Genomic DNA, 17,856 nt, shown 5'->3' with positions numbered 1-17,856 from the left:
AGATTAATCGGTACGAATCAAATAAATTATGATCAATTGCAGAAATTAACTGAGATAATTTACTAATTGAATTAATTGTAAATATTAACTTTACTTACTGATAGTGATGAGGATGATGATTGCGAAAATACTATGACAACAAAATAAAAATAATTATTTTAAATTTTATAATTGAGGAAAAAATGACAAGATACTTTTTAAAATATAATTTTTACTATAACTTCATTGGACTATATTGACATGAAAAACAATTTTTATCCGTATATATAGTATATTAAGTATATTTTTTAGCGTAACCATACAAATAAAAATCATATTTTAATAATGGGAATACTTTTTTCTATGATGATTTTTAAATTCTTCACCTATAGGATTCATGTTAAAATTAGGATACAATTCTTGCTAATCAAGGAAACATCTGATGCGCTCAAAACCAACATCATGTTTTTAAAAGAATGCATATAATTGATGATCTGTGCTGGGAAAAAATATATGGAAGAATATTTTTCTTATCATCACAGAAGATGATATGAAATGATTCATTTTTTAAATATTAAAAAGTAAATCCTCTAAATTTTTTAATTAATACCAAGAAATAATATCGATATTATCATCAATTGACAATAAATTTTAAATTACAAAACTATTGTTTAATAGTATAAAAATTTATTTTAAAATATTTAAAAAACATTAACAATATTATATATTCGTCATATAAAACATTTTACGAGAAAAATATCTTTTTATACATAAATAAAATTTTATATAAGCCAAATTTACAATAAATTTATCAAAAATTACTGTGCTTTTAAAATTATTATTAATTAAAAAAATGAAATTTATTACGTGATAAGCAAAAATACTACAGTTCATTCAAACTTTATCATTCATCTAAAGCAGCCTCTAGAAAAATTTCCAGTGAAATAATATCCTTAAATACTCTAAGGGATAACGCGTAATATAAAAATACCATATAAAATATTTAATGTTCATTTGGTTCAAAATCCTATACATAAATATATTCAGAATACATTCCTATGTATTCGCCATTATTATAGATGATACCAGTTCTCTTCTCCCCCCAAAAAACTTTTTTCTCTACACGTCCTTTTTCGGGGAAATGTACTTTTTTCCTCTCAAAACCGTCTGATTGTTTAAAACCTTGTTGCTGGGAAAAATAGTTTATTGAATCTTGATAAAGATTAACGGTATCTTTTGACCTAAAATCGACATCAAAATGATCCATCGTATATCCCGAAAAATTCAATGCATCTAGAATACCTTGGCGTTCATTTTGAATTTTCTTATAAAGATAATCTGATTCTACTTGTAGTTTGATAGATAATTTATCCCCAGATAAAGATAACGTAGCAACGACATTGTCAGGACTATTCGGTTTCATCTGAATCTTTAGAGTCTTTATTGAGCCTCTATCTATATAATGAAAATGTTCTGGAATCATGGTAAATCGCATAGCAAATTTCTGATTCAGAGCATTTTCTGTAGAGGGAAAAGATCCAATACCATCATTATAGAGCCTTCTAGAGATAGAAAACGATTCTAAATTACGTATTTCCTTGTCTTCAGATACTGTGGTCAATTTTTCTTCTATTAAAAAACCTACTGCTTTACATGGTTTATCTTTTGAAAAATTTTCTTTCCCCTGTCTCAAATCACTACTTGTTGAATCAGATTCTAATCCCAATGGCAAAAGTTCTATTGAATCAGGAGATGATTTCAATTGCAAAAGCGCAACTGTACTTTTTAATAAAAAATCAGAATGGTCTCCATCAATTTTGTCTATGATAAGAAAATCCCGCAATGCAATAGTAGAAGAATTATAAATATCTTTTGCAATCCTTGAACAAACTTCTGAAGAATCTTTTATCAAACAATCATTCTCCTCATTAGAAGTTATATCTCGCATAATAAGCTCATCTAATGGATTGTGACATACGTTTTCTGTGCAAGGATTGTTTTCTACTGCATTTTTAAACGATATCTCTTCATTAGTGCAAATATTGCTATCTGCATTGGGCACTGTTAACAAAATCTTTTCAAACAAAGATTTTTTTTGAGAGCTGATATCTTTTTGATCAAGGATTTTTTTAAGAATCTTTGCCGTATTATTTTTCTTTTTTTCTTGAACAGCATCCAACTTATTATCTCTATTGTCCAAAGAACTACTTTTGATATCAAAATGATCTTGACAAGCGATACTGACTTCTTTCATCATTTATCTAGTTCCTTCAAGATAAACATCTATTACTTCGATTTTTTGACGGTTTTTTTTAATAAAAGATTCTAGATTCCAATGAGTATGTTCATGTTGTTTTGTATCTAAAACTAAATATTTATCGATATGATCAAAATCAATATTTATCGAAGACTTTCTCATTTCTGAGAGTATAACCTCTGAAGATTTTTTTAAATTTCTATCTTTTTCCATAAGGGAGTATTCAGGAATATTACACAAACTACGTTGTAATAAAACCGTATCTACGAAAGGAATGTTCATAAGATCGTTATAAAGCCATATAGTCGCTAAATCTCTATGATCAAGCTTGTATACCATTTCTTTTAATTGTTGAATTGCCAATAGCCCTATTTTTCTTTTTCCAAAAATTACAGCATGCTGAGCTATTTTAAAATAAATTGCACGTTGCTCATCAACTTCCAGAAACGACATTACAAAGACTATATCTTTATCTTGCAATTTAATTTTACTATGCAAAAAAAATCGTAATAATAAATTTATAAAATTATCTTTATAAATGGAATGATAAAATTGACGAATGTAATCACGAATATAGCCAAAGACATGCTCTTCTATACCTTGATTTAATGTGATTTCCAATAAATTACGCAAAGACATTTCTTCAAGAGCAGTACCAGAAGATGTAAGACGCACACGATCAAAAAATTGAATCGCTTCTTTAGAATTTAATTTCATCATAGCACGACCCATGAGAAGATAAAAATATGGTTCAATGCCTTTTATATGTATATGATCGTTATCCTTGATGGTATTCAATGCTTTAATAGATTCTTCAAACTCACCTGCAAAATATTTTCTTAAAGCATGCACGATAGAAAGATCAAAATAGCCTTTCTTATCATTTGCAATCAAATAATTCAAAATAGAAATATTTTCTGAAATAATCGTGTATATAAAAACTGCATCCACATTACGATGGTCTGCAAAAAAACTCATATTAGTTGTACGCAGTTGTAAACCTACCTCTTCTACTATATCAAGAATTTTTTTCTTAGAATATCCACCCTCTTGAAGAGAACTATCCAATACACGTTGCAAGAAACGAATACGAGCATATGGAGCATTAGAATTTTCCAAATCTTGATTCATCGCAAAACTTGGAAATACTTCCATGACCATAATCATAATCATAATAAGACATTTCTGATTCATAGAATGATTATCCTTCTCCATCTTGCACTAAAATCTCTATACGTCGATTTGCTGCATTCATGGGGTCTGATGAAATTTTAGGATTATGTTGCGCCAAGCCAGAAATTTTTGATATACGCTTTTCAGAGATTCCAGATTTCATTAGAATCTGATAAGTACTATATGCACGATCTAGTGATAACTTCCAATTATCTCCCGTAGAATGCCGAAATGGACTCGCATCAGTATGTCCCTCAATGGAAATATTTTCATTGCTCTGAGAAAGCGCTTCGCCAATTTTTTGAAGGATTAGAATCATTTCTGGCAGTGGTATAGAAGAACTTTTGTCAAACATAGGAGTATTATTATGATCAATAATTGAGATTAACATTCCATTTGGAGTGGTTTTAAACAATATCCCTTTCACAATATGATTGGCCACTAATCCCGATAATGTTGTGCTTATTTTTTGTTCTAAATCTTGCATGCGTTTTTTTCTTTTCATTGCAAGAATAGTTTCTTCATTGAACGATGGAAGTGAATAATTTTCTTTTATCTTTGTGTTTCTTGCTGGATCTATATACTTACAAAACTCATTTTTAATCTTTGAATTTGATATTGAAGGATTTTTATAACTCTCTACTATATTTTTATATTCTTTTTTTTTCTAGCGATAGAATCTTTCAGATTAAAATTATTATTTGTAGTTTTCTTATCTATTGGTTGATTAATTGAGTTTTTAGGAAAATTATTTGGGGAATTGTTTTTCTCAAAAATACCTTTAGAGGCCATCAGCAAATTTGGACCAAAAGGATTAAAGTAATTCTCTATTACTTTCTTTGTGTTATCATCGGTGGCATTGACAATCCACATTACTAAAAAAAAAGACATCAATGCTGTCATAAAATCAGCATAAACAATTTTCCAAGAACCAAGTTTCTTTTTTTCGAGATCTACAACTACTTTCTTCTTTATAAAAATAAATTGGTTTTTCTTTTGATCATTATCTTTTTGATAATTCATTTGAAAACCTTCTTGCCTCTATTTTTTTAACATCAGAAAACCAAGATTCAAGTCGCGTTGTAATAACACCACCACAAATTTTAGATGAAAATTCAACTTTTTCAGAATCTTCATAACAAACCATAGAAGAATATTCGCCTAAACACTCCTCAATAAGTGAATGAAAATTTTTGGGAGCCTGAATTTTAATATGACCACAGTCCCCTTTCTTAAGGAGATCAATAATGATTTCTGAAAATTCAATGGCAGCTTTACGCGAGATTCCTATTTCTAAAACAGATTCTAAAATCCTCATTACTTCATATTCCAAAGAATTTGAGAGGCATTTTACAGAATCCCTAATAGCCTTAGATATGGCTTCACTAGTGCATGATTCAAATAATTCACGCAAATCAGCAATCTCATTGTCATGAGATTGCTGCAGACATTCATTTTTAGATCTCCAATAAAGTTCTCGATCGCAGATAGCCGCTGCATACCCTTCTTGATATGCTTTATCTCGTTCCTTTTGAATGTCTTTAGCATAATTTGTTTCATCATCTAAAGCAGCTACATCAGACAATGAATTAACCCGACCAAAGTCTTCAAGACGAGATAAAATTGCATCCATTATGCTAATCCACCGTACAATAAAACTATAAAAACTACTTTTCTAAAAGAACATTTCGAATAAGAATTATCTATATTTTATATATCAAAATAAAAATATAATCGTGATCACACCATAATCAAAGATACTTGAGGAACCGTCTTTAATAAAAAAAAAACGGCTCCCCAAATAATATTAATTATGAATTAAATTCTAACCACGGAAAAGAGATAGAATTTTTGCTGTAGAATTATTGACAATAGATAAAGCTTGAATCGCCAATTGCTGTTGCGTTTGCAATGCAGAAAGCTTACTTGATTCATCTGCCATATCAGCATCAACCAAACGACCTATGCCTTTTTCAACAGCATCACGCATAAATTTCACAAAATCTTCTTGAAGATGAATACGCGAACTAATTGATCCAATCTTTCCAGCCGCAGAAGTTACTAATTTTAATTTCTGATCAATAAACGAAAGCATTTCTTTCATAGTAGTAGCTTCATTATACATACTATCATTAGAATGTTTGGTAATATCTAATGTCACAATAGAATAATCTAAATCCATTGTTTGCTCAACCTTTCGGTTATCCAGAGTAACTGCCGAAGCATCAATATAATATGATTTGTCATCATATTGGGTAACAGCAACTGCCTTCTTTGGTGATGAACTTTTTGAGTCAGAAGATAATGTAGAGGAATAATCTCCTGAATCAGTACCTTTAACCCATTGATCTTGATTTCCAACACGAATATATATAATTTTATCTTGAGAAGAAGGAGAAGAAGGAGAAGAAGAAGGAAAAGAAGGAGAAGAAGAAGGAGAAACAACAGGATTCTTAGGTAAAATTGCCACGCCCTTTTCTTGGTTAAATGTAGCTCCCGCAGCCTTCAACCAAGCCCCACTTGCAGTCGCAAGATCTTTTTTTATTGTTTGCAATTTAGCATTCGAATCAAGATAAGATATTTCTATCTCTGACATTTTTTGTGGTTGAACACTTATCTGATGCTTTTTATCAAGCAATCCATAACGACCCCCTTGTCCTGAAGTATCAAACAATAGAGTATTGGAATCAAGATTGTAATCTATAGTTGTTACCTGAACTTGACCACTTTCATCCCGAATAAAAGAACTGACAACACTTTTAGAAATAGAGCTAGAAGGAGTAACAAGTGATGCTCTTAACCAATTTTCACCGTTAAATGAAGATCCTTGCGCAATATCGCCTAATTGTTGTTGTAACTGAGATATTTCTGCCTGAACAGAATGTGCGTCTGTACCATGCTCAGTAGCTGCAACTAGTTTTTCTTTTATGCTGGATAGTACTTTAATAGATTCATCCATCCCGGCTTTCGCAATATCTACCTTTGAAGATCCAAGCCCTATCGCATCAGAAACTGCCGAAAGAGCTGCATTATCTGATTTCATCATTTTTGCAATCGACCAATAAGCCGCATTATCAGAAGAATCAGCAACACGCAAACCTGAAGAAACACGATCTTGTACAACTTCAAGATTATAATTGATAGCCCGCAACTTTTGTGAGGCAGACATTGCAGGAAGATTAGTTAGAATACTAGTCATGATTTATTTATCCTTAAAAATCGAAATGACACCAAAAAAATAAAACATACCGGGCTTCCGGCGGTAACGGTCTGGCATCATGCCAACACATATTTTATGTCCCGTTGCGCATATTTCATTTCAAGGTAGTAATGAAAGCTTGTCTCACCCTGAACACAACTGATTTTTATTTACTACTATGATATCAAATGTGAGAAGAACAACTTGCATCACCTAAAATGCAATAAGAATCATTAGTTGAAAAATGTTATGTTTTTTAAGTTGAAAAATGTTATGTTTTTTAAAACGGATCATATCAATTCAGAAATATCCCTGGAGATATATCCATAAAACTATCCGATAAATAGTTTCTTATAATAGACAACCTAGATCATGCACTTATCACTGATCTAAATACAAGGAATCTATAATATGGGTAGAATTAACGCGACTGTGCAATAATCCATATGTTGAATGCCCGTTACCAAAAAATCTACTTTCCAAAAACACATCAGCTATATTATCCGCCCCTTCGCGACAAAGTGCAGCTGCAGAGGCGGCTATTGCCATTCGTTCAATTAAAAGACGTGCCAACCCTCTATCTTCTTTACATAAGGAAACCGAATCTTGAAGAAGATCAATGACTTTTTTACCGGATGATCCAAGATCTTTTTCTAAATTAGAAAATACCTGTTCAAATAAATTAGATCCTTTTTCCAAAAGATTGAGCAAATCTAATACCATCGCATTACCAGAACCCAATAAAATAGAATTAGCAGGAGATTCTCTATAATGACGAGCAATGGAACGCTCTTCTACATAACCCGATCCACCAATACATTCCATCGCCTCAGCAATAACTGCTGGCGCAATTTTACAACACCAATATTTAGTAACAGGTGCCATGACACGCGCATAAGCAGCATCTTCAGAGCGCAATTTAGCTTCATCAAAAGCATTGGCTAACCGAAAAGAAAGAGCTGTAGCGGCAGCAACATCCAAAGCAACATCTGCTATGACACGATTCATTATTGACTGATCTATTAAAATATTTCCAGAAACATACCGTCTACGCGCATAATGAATAGCTTCAGCAAGAGAAGCTCGCATTCCCGATGTCGAAATGATAGCACAATCCAAATACATCAATATTTTCATATCTTCTACAGGACTTGTACCCGCATTAAGATCACCAAGTAAAAATCCAAAAGCATTAGAAAACTCTACTTCAACAGTAGCATTGGATCTATTTCCGATCTTATTCTTTAATCTTTGATAACAAAGACCATTAGAAGAGCCATCTTCTAATAATCTTGGCACTAGAAAACAACCAACGATTCCTTCTACCCGAGCAAGCATAATAAAAGCATCGCTCATTGGAGCAGATAAAAACCATTTGTGGCCTGATAAACAGTAGATACCATCACTAATTTTTTGACCTAAAGAGGTAATTGCACCGATATCAGTTCCCCCTTGTTTTTCGGTCAATCCAAGCCCAATGGTTACGGAAGTTTTCTGCATAGGGGCTTTACTAGTAGGATCGTATTCCTGTGATAATATTTTGTATGCCCAATCTTTATGTACTCTTGGGGTGGTCATTAATGCAACCATTGATGCGCTGGTCATACTAAGAGAAGTGAGGTGCCCAGCTTCTAATTGAGCCATCAAATACAAACGTGCTGCTCTAATTTTATGAATCTGCTTGCGAACTTCTGGCTCATAATTTCTGTTCCAAACAGCACAATGCAAACCATCTTTCATCGAACGACGTAACAAAGCATGCCAAGCCGGATGAAATTCAATTCTATCGCAACGTTCTCCACCAGCTCCATATGCATGAAGTTGAGGAATATTATGGTTAGCCATACGCGCCAATTCTTGTGCGCTATAGGAAAAAACATATTCTCCTAGTAATTCAAGTTCTTTACGAATAGAACGGGGGAAATTTGCAGTAAGATCAACAACAAAGGAATCGCTTTTATACGCATTCATTCCAATAAAAAGAGATGGTTGATTCAATTCTGAAAGGGAATCTAATTGTTGGTGTGTTTGATTCATGACTAATCTTTATAAAAATTCTCTAAATTACATGAGAAGATAATTCTAATGTCACTTCTCGGTTTTTTCCCTTGCCAACGTAAAATTCTTTACAAATATCAACTATTTTCCTAAAGATACTTTAACGGGATTTTTATCGTGATTCCTTCTCTCTGTTATTAACAATTATTCCTCTCTATGTTAAGACAGAATAACGGTTTTTTTGGAGAGCATGTTATGTTTTCTTTTCCTTTTGACAATTTTATTACTGTTAAAAACCTTTCAATACAAGATACAAACTATTTACTAGACCGTGCAAACGAATATTTCCAAAACAATTGTCAGCACAATAAATCAACTGAAAGGTTGTATGGATTGACACAAATCAATCTATTTTTAGAAACATCAACTCGTACACAAGCTTCTTTTGAAATCGCAGGGAAATTACTTGGTATAAATGTAATAAACATTAATATAAATAATTCTTCCATAAAAAAGGGAGAAAATTTAATAGACACCATCACAACATTAAATGCTACACAACCCAATATCATTGTTATTCGTCACCCTTTTTCTGGTGGAATAAATTCATTGATTCATAAAATTAAAGGTACCAGCATTATTAACGCTGGAGATGGTACACATGAACATCCATCACAAGCACTGCTTGATTCTTTTGCCATTCGCCATTTTAAAGGTAAAATTTCTAATTTGTGTATAGCCATTTGTGGCGATATTTTACATTCACGCGTTGCACGTTCTAATATTATTCTTCTCAATACCATGGGAGCGCGTATACGCGTCATCGCACCGACAACATTGCTTCCGACGAACATATCCAACATGGGAGTTGAAGTTTTCCACGATATGGAAAAAGGCTTAAAAGACGTTGATGTAATTATGATATTACGCATGCAATTAGAGAGAATGCCTAAATCTCTCGTCCCCTCAATGAGAGAATATACCCATATGTATTCTCTTGATGAAACAAAAATAAAATATGCTAAGAAAGATGCGATTGTAATGCATCCTGGCCCCATAAATCGTAATTGCGAAATTTCTTCTGAGGTAGCAGACGGACCGCAAAGCATCATTCAACACCAAGTCAAAATGGGCGTAGCTGTTCGTATGGCCATTATTAAAGAGCTTATTGTCCATCAAAATAAAATTGCACAGAAAGAATCATGACATCATTTGTTTTAAATAATATACGCATTATTGATCCTAGTCGAGACATTGATGAAATTGGAGCTATCATTGTCGAAAATGGTATTATTATAGCTTCTGGATCTGATGTTCTTAATCAAGAATTGCCGACATCTGCTCAAGTACGCAACTGCAAAGGACTTGTTGCTGTACCGGGATTGATTGATGCACGCGTCACTCTTGAAGGAAGCCCCGAGAAATATGCCAATAATATTGTAAAAACATCCAAAGAAGCGGCAGCAGGAGGCATTACATCTATCATTCTAACGCCTTTTTCAGTATCTACCGCCATGGATGAATATACTTTCATCAAATATGCTTTTAAAAAAATACAAGAAAACTCTCTGGTGAATGTATATCCAACAGCTTGCTTAACATGTAAAATGGAAGGCAAAAAAATAAACGAAATGCGCCTTCTACAAGAGCAAGGCGCAGTTAGTTTTGTGCATAACTCACGGAGTATATACGATACACAAGTTCTTCTTGATTCTATGAAATATGCTCATATGCTTAACGCCATAGTTTCTCTTGACACCCACGATTATTTTCTTGGATCAAAAGGAACAATGAATGAAAGTATGCTAGCCGATTGTTTAGGATTAGAAGGTATCCCTGCAATATCCGAAACCATTCCTCTAGCACGGGATTTGCTTGTGGCACAACACACTGGAGGACACTATCACGCTTCCGCTATTTCTACTCCTCAGTCAATTTCGATATTAAATTATGCCAAAGAAAACAAGATAAAAGCAACATGTGGCATTTCAATCAACAATCTTGCATTAAATGAAAACGATGTCGGAATGTATAATAGCTTCCGCAAAGTTTTACCTCCATTACGATCTGAGGAAGAACGTGTAGGTATGGTTGAATCTCTAGCAAGTGGTAATATAGATATTATTGTCTCAGACCATACCCCTCACCATATAGATACAAAACTTCTACCTTTTGCCGAAGCAACTTTCGGATCAATAGGATTAGAAACAATGTTGTCAGCAGCGTTGCGTCTGTTTCATGGACAACAAATATCACTTAAAAAACTCATCCAATCCATGTCAACACGCCCTGCTCAAATATTTAATATCCCAGGCGGAACATTGCGAGCTGGAGTAGCAGCCGATATTGCTTTAATAGATTTAAATCATCAATGGATTGTAAAGTCAGATGATATGTTGTCATCTTATAGAAATACTGTTTTTGATAAAGAATATTTTACAGGACGAGTTGTAGAGACTTATGTATCAGGAGAGTGCATCTATAAGCTAGAAAGTTGATTAATTTATGGATAATTTACCATTTTTCTCTTATGAATTTTTTGCAAAAATAACCGCAATTATTTTAGGGTATATGATTGGATCTATCCCTTTTGGATTATTGTTGACACGCGTATGCGGTTTTAATGATATACGATCCATAGGATCTGGTAATATTGGCGCTACCAACGTACTCAGAACCGGAAATAAAAAACTTGCTTTCATAACTCTCTTATTTGATTCAATTAAAGCAACTGCTACTATTATAGTAGTCTCGATGTTATTTAACGATAACGTTGGGGCATTGGCAGGGCTTGCGGCATTTTTAGGACATATATTCCCTGTTTATCTTAAATTCAAAGGTGGTAAAGGAGTGTCGACATACATTGGTGTCTTAATCGCGTTAAAGCCAGAGATGGTCATATTTTTTGCGATTATTTGGATACTTTTTGCTTTAATAACCCGTTATTCTTCTATTGCATCACTCTTTGCAACATTGATCATTACCCTCGTGCTCTGGATCATACATCCAGGAATCAATGTACCTATAATATTTACATTCATGACAACAATAGTTGTTTGGAAACATATAGAAAATATCAAACGTTTGATTTCTGGATCAGAAACAGAAATTATTTTTAAAAAATATTCAAAGAAAGTATTAAAAAAATAATAATGACAAAAATCAATCCTCAAAAAAGAGGAGTATACTTAACAGATGATCAAAAAATTTCTTGGTTACGTCTTATTCGAAGCGATAATATTGGCCCCGCAACTTTTCGTGATATGATTAATTATTTTGGTTCAGCAGAACAAGCCCTTGAGATGATTCCTGAGCTTTCTCAAAGAGGTGATATCAACAAGAAAATCCGTATTTATTCAAAAGAATCTGCAGAAAAAGAATTAGAAATAGCTGATGCCTTTGGAGCACAATTCGTTGCCCTTAGCGAACCAAATTATCCACCAGCACTTCGTTATATAGATTGTCCTCCCCCTCTATTGGCCATTAAAGGAAATATAAAAGCAGTAAGTGGCAAACCTTCTGTAGGCATTGTTGGAACTCGCCATCCTTCTATAAGTGGAATAAAATTCACAGAAAAAATTGCCCGAGAAATAGGAAGTGCAGGATATACAATTGTATCAGGATTAGCACTGGGTATAGATTCTGCCGCCCATCGCGCTACACTTAAAACAGGAACGATCACTGTAATGGCAGGAGGATTGGATTGTCTCTATCCACCAGAAAATCGTAGTCTATTAGAGGAAATTTGGCACGAAGGAATAGCAATTAGCGAAATGCCTTTTGGATGGGAACCCCGAGCTTATGATTTTCCACGTCGCAATCGCCTCATTGTAGGAATAGGATTAGGATTAATAGTGGTTGAAGCTGCTAAAAGATCTGGCTCTCTGATCACATCTAGAATCGCAGGAGAATGCGGGAGATTGGTTTTTTCTGTTCCTGGTTCACCCTTAGACCCTCGTTGCGAAGGAACAAACCAGCGGGAGATTGGTTTTTTCTGTTCCTGGTTCACCCTTAGACCCTCGTTGCGAAGGAACAAACCAGCTGATTAAAGAAGGAGCGACTCTGGTTACTTCCTCTCAAGACGTTCTCCAAATGTTGCATTCACAGATAGAAAAAAACTTTTTTTTCATCACCACCTGACACCAATCATATAAGAGATCTCAATGTCACCTGTTATCCTGAATATAATCAAAACGAAAGAATTAAAATAGCACAATCTTTAAATAATGTACCAACCCATATAGACGATATCATCCAGCATACAGGAATAGAAGCACCCGTGGTTTACCTTGTACTCTTGGAATTAGATTTAGCTGGACGACTCTGCCACCATCCTGGAGGAATGGTATCATTAACAATGAAAATTCCTTCTCCATAATAACCCTCTAAAAAAGAGTATAATAAAATCCTCAAGCGCAATTATATAAAGGTTTAAAGCTTGATTTGCGAAAATAAATGGGTATCCATTCTTTAGAAATTAAAGTTTGCAGTGTTATTTTATACTACTTACTATAAAAAAGAATGGCTATTTAAAGTATAGAAAAAATCTTACTGCAATACATATCTGTATAGAGATTAAAAAAAATGAATGTCATAATTGTCGAATCACCTGCTAAAGCAAAAACGATTAGCAAATATTTAGGCCCAGATTACAAAGTATTATCATCTTTTGGACATGTACGTGATTTGCCTGCTAAAAAAGGATCGGTCCTCCCCGAAAAAAATTTTGAGATGCTTTGGGAAACAGATAAATCATCTCAAAAACACCTAGAAAATATTATTAGTGCTGTTAAATCTTCTACACTCTTAATTCTCGCCACCGATCCCGACAGAGAGGGAGAAGCTATATCTTGGCATGTCTTAGACATTCTTCGGCAAAGGAATCTCATAGGGGAGAGAAAGATTAAGCGTGTCTCTTTCAATGCGATAACAAAGAAAGTTGTTCTCAATGCAATGGAAAATACACGTGATCTCAATTTAGATCTTGTCAATGCCTACTTAGCTCGACGCGCACTAGATTACCTCGTAGGTTTCAACCTTTCACCAATTTTATGGCGTAAACTTCCAGGAGCACGCTCGGCTGGAAGAGTTCAATCTGTAGCGTTGCGCCTCATCTGTCATCGCGAAAATCAAATAGAATGTTTCGTTTCAGAAGAATATTGGTTGTTATCAGTTCTATTAGAAACGCCTCGTGGAGATAAATTTATCGCACGTCTCGTAGATTTTAATGGTCAACGCATCGAAAAAACATCTATTGGCAATAAAAAAGAAGCCGACAAGCTCATATCTTTTTTAGAAAAAGCTACTTACATTGTTAAAAACACAGAAACCAAACCCATTAAACGCAATCCTTGGCCAGCTTTTACTACTTCCACCCTTCAACAAGCCGCTTCATCTAGGCTAGGCTTTTCTCCCTCATACACTATGCGAATAGCACAAAAATTATACGAAGGAATCGATGTTAACGGTGAAGTTGTCGGTTTAATCACTTATATGAGAACTGATAGTGTCCATCTATCTCTTGATGCCCTTGAAGAAGTGCGTCGTTCTATATCTTCAAATTTCGGAAACAGTTATCTTCCTGATAAACCAAGGATATATTCTGTAAAAGCAAAAAATGCCCAAGAAGCACATGAAGCTATACGTCCCAATGACTTTAATTTTTTGCCCTCGGAAATGAAAAAATTTTTGGATTCCGATCAATTCCAGTTGTATAATCTTATATGGAAACGCAGTGTCGCAAGTCAAATGGCTTCTGCTGAATTTGAGAGAACAACTATTAGCATTGATGCCACTTATGAAGATCAGATAGCACATCTACGAACCGTTGGATCTTGTTTGCGTTTTGATGGATTTCTCAAAGTATGGGAAAATCAAAATGATCAAGAAAATAATTCCGACGAAGATAAACTCCTTCCTTGTATCAATAAGAACGAAAAACTTCTTGCTAAAGAGACCAATGCATCACAGCATTTTACTGAAGCTCCCCTACGATACTCAGAATCTTCTTTGATCAAAAAAATGGAAGAACTGGGGATTGGACGACCTTCTACTTATGCAGCAATCTTAGAAACACTGAGCAAAAGAAGATACATTGTCATCGAAAAACGTAAACTTTTCCCTCAAAATACAGGCCGAATAGTTACAGCGTTTTTAGAAAATTTCTTTAGCAGATATGTAGAATATGATTTTACAGCAGATCTTGAAGAAAAACTTGATAAAATATCCAGCGGTAAATTGGATTGGAAAGAAGTTTTACACGAATTTTGGAAAGAATTTATTGAAAAAATTGATAGCACTAAAGAACTGCGCACATCAAATGTACTTGACATTTTGAACGACACATTATCATCTGTCATATTTCCAGCCAAGGATAACAATGAAGATAGCCGTACATGTCCTAGTTGTCAAAAAAATCCCCTCTCCATAAAACTAAGTAGCAAATATGGAGCTTTTGTTGGATGCACTAATTATCCTGAATGTAAGTATACACGTCAATTGACGACATCAAACCAACAATATATAGAGGAAAACTTGGAGCCTTTATTACTTGGAGATGATCCAGAAACCAAAGAACCTATTACTCTTCGCTCTGGACGTTTCGGTTTCTATGTACAACGGGGAGATGGCAAAGATGCCAAACGTTGTGGTCTACCTAAAAACTGGGACAGGGAAAGTATAGATTATGACAAAGCACTGTCTTTAATTTCTTTGCCTAGAGAAATAGGAATCCATCCAGAAACCCAAAAAAGTATAATCGCTAGCATGGGGAAATATGGATGTTATCTCAAGCATGATGGACATCACACTAAATTAGAATCAATAGAACAAGTCTTAACTATAAATCTTGATCAAGCAATTTCTTGTATGATTCAAAAAAATAAGAAAGAAAAATCCTCTCGCACCAGCACTAAAAATCAAGGTCATGTAATAGGCATACATCCTGAAGGCGGTTCCATCACTATTCATCGTGGACGTTATGGTCCCTACCTTAATTGGGGAAAAATTAATGCAAGTATCCCTAACAATGAAAATCCCGATACAATTGACCTTGAAAATGCTCTGAAAATTTTCGAAACGAAAATTAAAGGTAAAAAGAAATCTTAACGCCGTATAATTATTACTATCCATATGATTGTTATGGGATATTAATGGGAATAAAAATAATTTTTTAAAAAAACATTATCCGCATAAAAGCTCTTCTTGACTATTGTTTGAAAAATATTATTTTAAAATTTATATATAATTGTTTTGTCCTAACTATAATAAGGTATCTGAACAATGATTTAGTCATATCGAATATTGGTTTTTAGCAAGAAGATAGCATGATGACCTTCAAAATAGCAGTTGTTGGGGCAACAGGGAATGTTGGAAGAGAAATGCTCAATATTATATATGAGCGTGGATTTCCCATCAGTAAAATTGTGGCCTTAGCTTCTAAACGTTCCGTTGGAATAAAGCTCCCGTTCGGGAATAAAACCATTGAAGTGGAAGATGTGAATTCTTATGATTTTTCTAAAACTGATATTTGTCTCATGTCAGCTGGTCATGCGTTCTCTACAAAAATGTCACCTAAAATAGCTGAAAAAGGTTGTGTCGTTATAGATAATTCTTCAGCATGGCGATATGATTCAGACGTTCCACTCATTGTTCCAGAGGTAAATCCTGAAACTATCTCTCTAGCTTCTCGCAAGAATATTATAGCAAATCCTAATTGTTCAACAATTCAGCTTGTTGTAGTACTCAAGCCTTTACATGATATCGCAATGATAAAGCGTGTTGTAGTATCAACATATCAATCTGTCTCTGGAGCGGGGAAAAAGGGGATAGATGAGCTTCTTATTCAGACAAAATCTTTTTCAGAAAATAAAAAAATAGAAAATCATGTTTTTACCAAAGATATCGCATTTAATATTATTCCCCATATAGATATTTTTATGGATGATGGCTCCACAAAAGAGGAATGGAAAGTTGTGGCAGAAACACAGAAAATTCTAGATCCAAATATAAAGATTAGTTGTACAGCTGCGCGTGTCCCTGTTTTCATAGGTCATTCGGAATCTGTAAATATAGAGTTCGAAAATAATATTACGGTAGAGAAAGCACGTACCGTCTTAAGCAAATCTTCAGGTTGCGTGGTAATCGACAAACCAGAAAAAAATGAATATGCAACTCCTATTGAATGCGTAAATCAAAACCCTGTATTTGTTTCACGCATTAGAAAAGATATGACTGTAAAAAGTGGACTTAATTTATGGATTGTGGCTAATAATTTGCGAAAAGGAGCGGCATTAAATGCTGTGCAAATTGCTGAGCTCATGATCAAAAATACTAATAAAAACACAACCCTCCCCTAAATCCACCTTCCATGCAACAGAAAGGTTTCTTGATGTCTTTTAACAAAACAAGATCTTTATTTATATTACTGTTGATACTAATTCACCCTACACTTTCTTTAGCCATTTGTTCAGAAACCCCCGATAAATTTAATGAGTGGATGTCAGATGCACGCGAACAAGCTCTTAAAAAGGGCATCAATGCAGATGTTGTGAACAAAGTATTTTCTAATATTAAATATAGAGATGCCACCGTCTCATTAGACCGGAAAATGTTCACTGCTCCCCCACTATCTTTTCAAGAATATATCTCTGGAATAGCTACTTCTAATATTATTGAACGAGGGGAAAAAATAAAAAAGAATATCAGGCATTGTTTCAGAAAATACAAAAAGATTATGGTGTTCCTGCAGGTATCTTGATAACTCTATGGGGATTAGAAAGTCGCTTTGGTGATCGAATGGGAGAAGTTCCTACATTTTCAACCCTTGCGACCCTTGCCTATGATTGTCGTCGTTCTGCGTTGTTTACCGAACAGTTTTTTGTGGCTCTTGAACTTGTCAATCAAGGCATCATATCCGCTGAATCCCGCGGCGCTCTTCATGGTGAAATCGGACCATTTCAATTTCTCCCAAGCAACGTCAAGAAATTTTCTGTAGATGGAGATGGAGATGGTAAAGCTAGTATAATAACATCCAATATAGATGCCATCGAATCCGCAGCGAACTTTTTGAAAAAAAATGGATGGACAAAAAACAAGGGCTATCAGCCTAAAGAGAAAAATTTTTTAATTCTGAAACGTTGGAATGCTTCTACAAATTATATCAAAGCAGTTGCATATATAGCTGCTCATATTGATGGAATAAGATTAAAAGATGGATATCAATAGTTATAATATCTATAAATAATTTTTC

General features: G+C 34.0%; 12 protein-coding genes and 2 pseudogenes. 7 read left to right on the top strand and 7 right to left on the bottom strand.

From position 1 onward, the window contains the following. Nucleotides 1-1,006: 1,006 nt before the first annotated feature. The 7 genes from fliK to CKC_RS02585 form a co-directional block, all read right to left on the bottom strand. Nucleotides 1,007-2,236, bottom strand: a complete 1,230-nt coding sequence (gene fliK / locus CKC_RS02610; protein WP_013461939.1) for a flagellar hook-length control protein FliK — start codon at nt 2,234-2,236, stop codon at nt 1,007-1,009. After that, a complete protein-coding gene (locus CKC_RS02605; RefSeq protein WP_013461938.1) occupies nt 2,237-3,430 on the bottom strand; it encodes a chemotaxis protein in 1,194 nt (397 codons plus the stop codon). 7 nt (nt 3,431-3,437) lie between these two features. Beyond that, a complete protein-coding gene (locus tag CKC_RS06190) occupies nt 3,438-3,914 on the bottom strand; it encodes an OmpA family protein (protein ID WP_013461937.1) in 477 nt (158 codons plus the stop codon). A gap of 137 nt (nt 3,915-4,051) precedes the next feature. Further along, nucleotides 4,052-4,432 carry a flagellar motor protein MotB gene (locus CKC_RS06185; protein ID WP_013461936.1) on the bottom strand — a complete coding sequence of 127 codons (381 nt, stop codon included), beginning with the start codon at nt 4,430-4,432 and terminating at the stop codon, nt 4,052-4,054. Then, nucleotides 4,413-5,042: a hypothetical protein gene (locus CKC_RS02595; protein ID WP_013461935.1), complete on the bottom strand. Its 630-nt coding sequence runs from the start codon at nt 5,040-5,042 to the stop codon at nt 4,413-4,415. The genes CKC_RS06185 and CKC_RS02595 overlap by 20 nt, the downstream gene beginning before the upstream one ends. 192 nt (nt 5,043-5,234) lie before the next feature. Beyond that, nucleotides 5,235-6,608 carry a flagellin N-terminal helical domain-containing protein gene (locus tag CKC_RS02590; protein WP_013461934.1) on the bottom strand — a complete coding sequence of 458 codons (1,374 nt, stop codon included), beginning with the start codon at nt 6,606-6,608 and terminating at the stop codon, nt 5,235-5,237. 381 nt (nt 6,609-6,989) lie between these two features. Beyond that, the gene (locus CKC_RS02585) at nt 6,990-8,645 is read right to left on the bottom strand and encodes an acyl-CoA dehydrogenase family protein (RefSeq protein ID WP_013461933.1); all 1,656 of its coding nucleotides are present in this window, start codon (nt 8,643-8,645) and stop codon (nt 6,990-6,992) included. Between the two features lie 216 nt (nt 8,646-8,861). Between CKC_RS02585 and CKC_RS02580 the strand changes: the two genes are divergently transcribed. From CKC_RS02580 to CKC_RS06450, 7 genes and pseudogenes are all read left to right on the top strand, one after another. Beyond that, nucleotides 8,862-9,812 carry an aspartate carbamoyltransferase catalytic subunit gene (locus CKC_RS02580; RefSeq protein WP_013461932.1) on the top strand — a complete coding sequence of 317 codons (951 nt, stop codon included), beginning with the start codon at nt 8,862-8,864 and terminating at the stop codon, nt 9,810-9,812. Beyond that, on the top strand, nt 9,809-11,104 hold the full coding sequence (locus CKC_RS02575) for an amidohydrolase family protein (RefSeq protein WP_013461931.1): 1,296 nt from the start codon (nt 9,809-9,811) through the stop codon (nt 11,102-11,104). Before CKC_RS02580 ends, CKC_RS02575 begins: the two co-directional genes overlap by 4 nt. 7 nt (nt 11,105-11,111) lie before the next feature. Continuing rightward, entirely contained in the window at nt 11,112-11,756 is a 645-nt protein-coding gene (gene plsY, locus CKC_RS02570) for a glycerol-3-phosphate 1-O-acyltransferase PlsY (RefSeq protein WP_013461930.1), read from the top strand. Nucleotides 11,757-11,758: 2 nt separating this feature from the next. Continuing rightward, nucleotides 11,759-12,984: pseudogene (locus CKC_RS02565) on the top strand (DNA-processing protein DprA). A gap of 206 nt (nt 12,985-13,190) precedes the next feature. After that, nucleotides 13,191-15,713 carry a type I DNA topoisomerase gene (topA, locus tag CKC_RS02560; protein ID WP_013461927.1) on the top strand — a complete coding sequence of 841 codons (2,523 nt, stop codon included), beginning with the start codon at nt 13,191-13,193 and terminating at the stop codon, nt 15,711-15,713. A 221-nt stretch (nt 15,714-15,934) separates the two neighbouring features. After that, nucleotides 15,935-16,963 (top strand): aspartate-semialdehyde dehydrogenase, encoded by a 1,029-nt coding sequence (locus CKC_RS02555; protein WP_013461926.1) that lies wholly within the window; start codon nt 15,935-15,937, stop codon nt 16,961-16,963. Nucleotides 16,964-16,974: 11 nt separating this feature from the next. Continuing rightward, nucleotides 16,975-17,831, top strand: a pseudogene (locus CKC_RS06450) (lytic murein transglycosylase). Nucleotides 17,832-17,856: the final 25 nt, after the last annotated feature.

This window comes from Candidatus Liberibacter solanacearum CLso-ZC1, assembly GCF_000183665.1.
Classification (GTDB): Bacteria; Pseudomonadota; Alphaproteobacteria; order Rhizobiales; family Rhizobiaceae; genus Liberibacter; species Liberibacter solanacearum.
The sequence above is the reverse complement of the archived record's forward strand: the minus strand, read 5'-3'. Positions and strand labels throughout refer to the sequence as shown.

Excerpts from the sequence above, each read along its gene's own strand:
- fliK (WP_013461939.1), bottom strand. The coding sequence starts at position 2,236 with ATGATGAAAGAAGTCAGTATCGCTTGTCAAGATCATTTTGATATCAAA.
- CKC_RS02605 (WP_013461938.1), bottom strand. The coding sequence starts at position 3,430 with ATGAATCAGAAATGTCTTATTATGATTATGATTATGGTCATGGAAGTA.
- CKC_RS06190 (WP_013461937.1), bottom strand. The coding sequence starts at position 3,914 with ATGAAAAGAAAAAAACGCATGCAAGATTTAGAACAAAAAATAAGCACA.
- CKC_RS06185 (WP_013461936.1), bottom strand. The coding sequence starts at position 4,432 with ATGAATTATCAAAAAGATAATGATCAAAAGAAAAACCAATTTATTTTT.
- CKC_RS02595 (WP_013461935.1), bottom strand. The coding sequence starts at position 5,042 with ATGGATGCAATTTTATCTCGTCTTGAAGACTTTGGTCGGGTTAATTCA.
- CKC_RS02590 (WP_013461934.1), bottom strand. The coding sequence starts at position 6,608 with ATGACTAGTATTCTAACTAATCTTCCTGCAATGTCTGCCTCACAAAAG.
- CKC_RS02585 (WP_013461933.1), bottom strand. The coding sequence starts at position 8,645 with ATGAATCAAACACACCAACAATTAGATTCCCTTTCAGAATTGAATCAA.
- CKC_RS02580 (WP_013461932.1), top strand. The coding sequence starts at position 8,862 with ATGTTTTCTTTTCCTTTTGACAATTTTATTACTGTTAAAAACCTTTCA.
- CKC_RS02575 (WP_013461931.1), top strand. The coding sequence starts at position 9,809 with ATGACATCATTTGTTTTAAATAATATACGCATTATTGATCCTAGTCGA.
- plsY (WP_013461930.1), top strand. The coding sequence starts at position 11,112 with ATGGATAATTTACCATTTTTCTCTTATGAATTTTTTGCAAAAATAACC.
- topA (WP_013461927.1), top strand. The coding sequence starts at position 13,191 with ATGAATGTCATAATTGTCGAATCACCTGCTAAAGCAAAAACGATTAGC.
- CKC_RS02555 (WP_013461926.1), top strand. The coding sequence starts at position 15,935 with ATGACCTTCAAAATAGCAGTTGTTGGGGCAACAGGGAATGTTGGAAGA.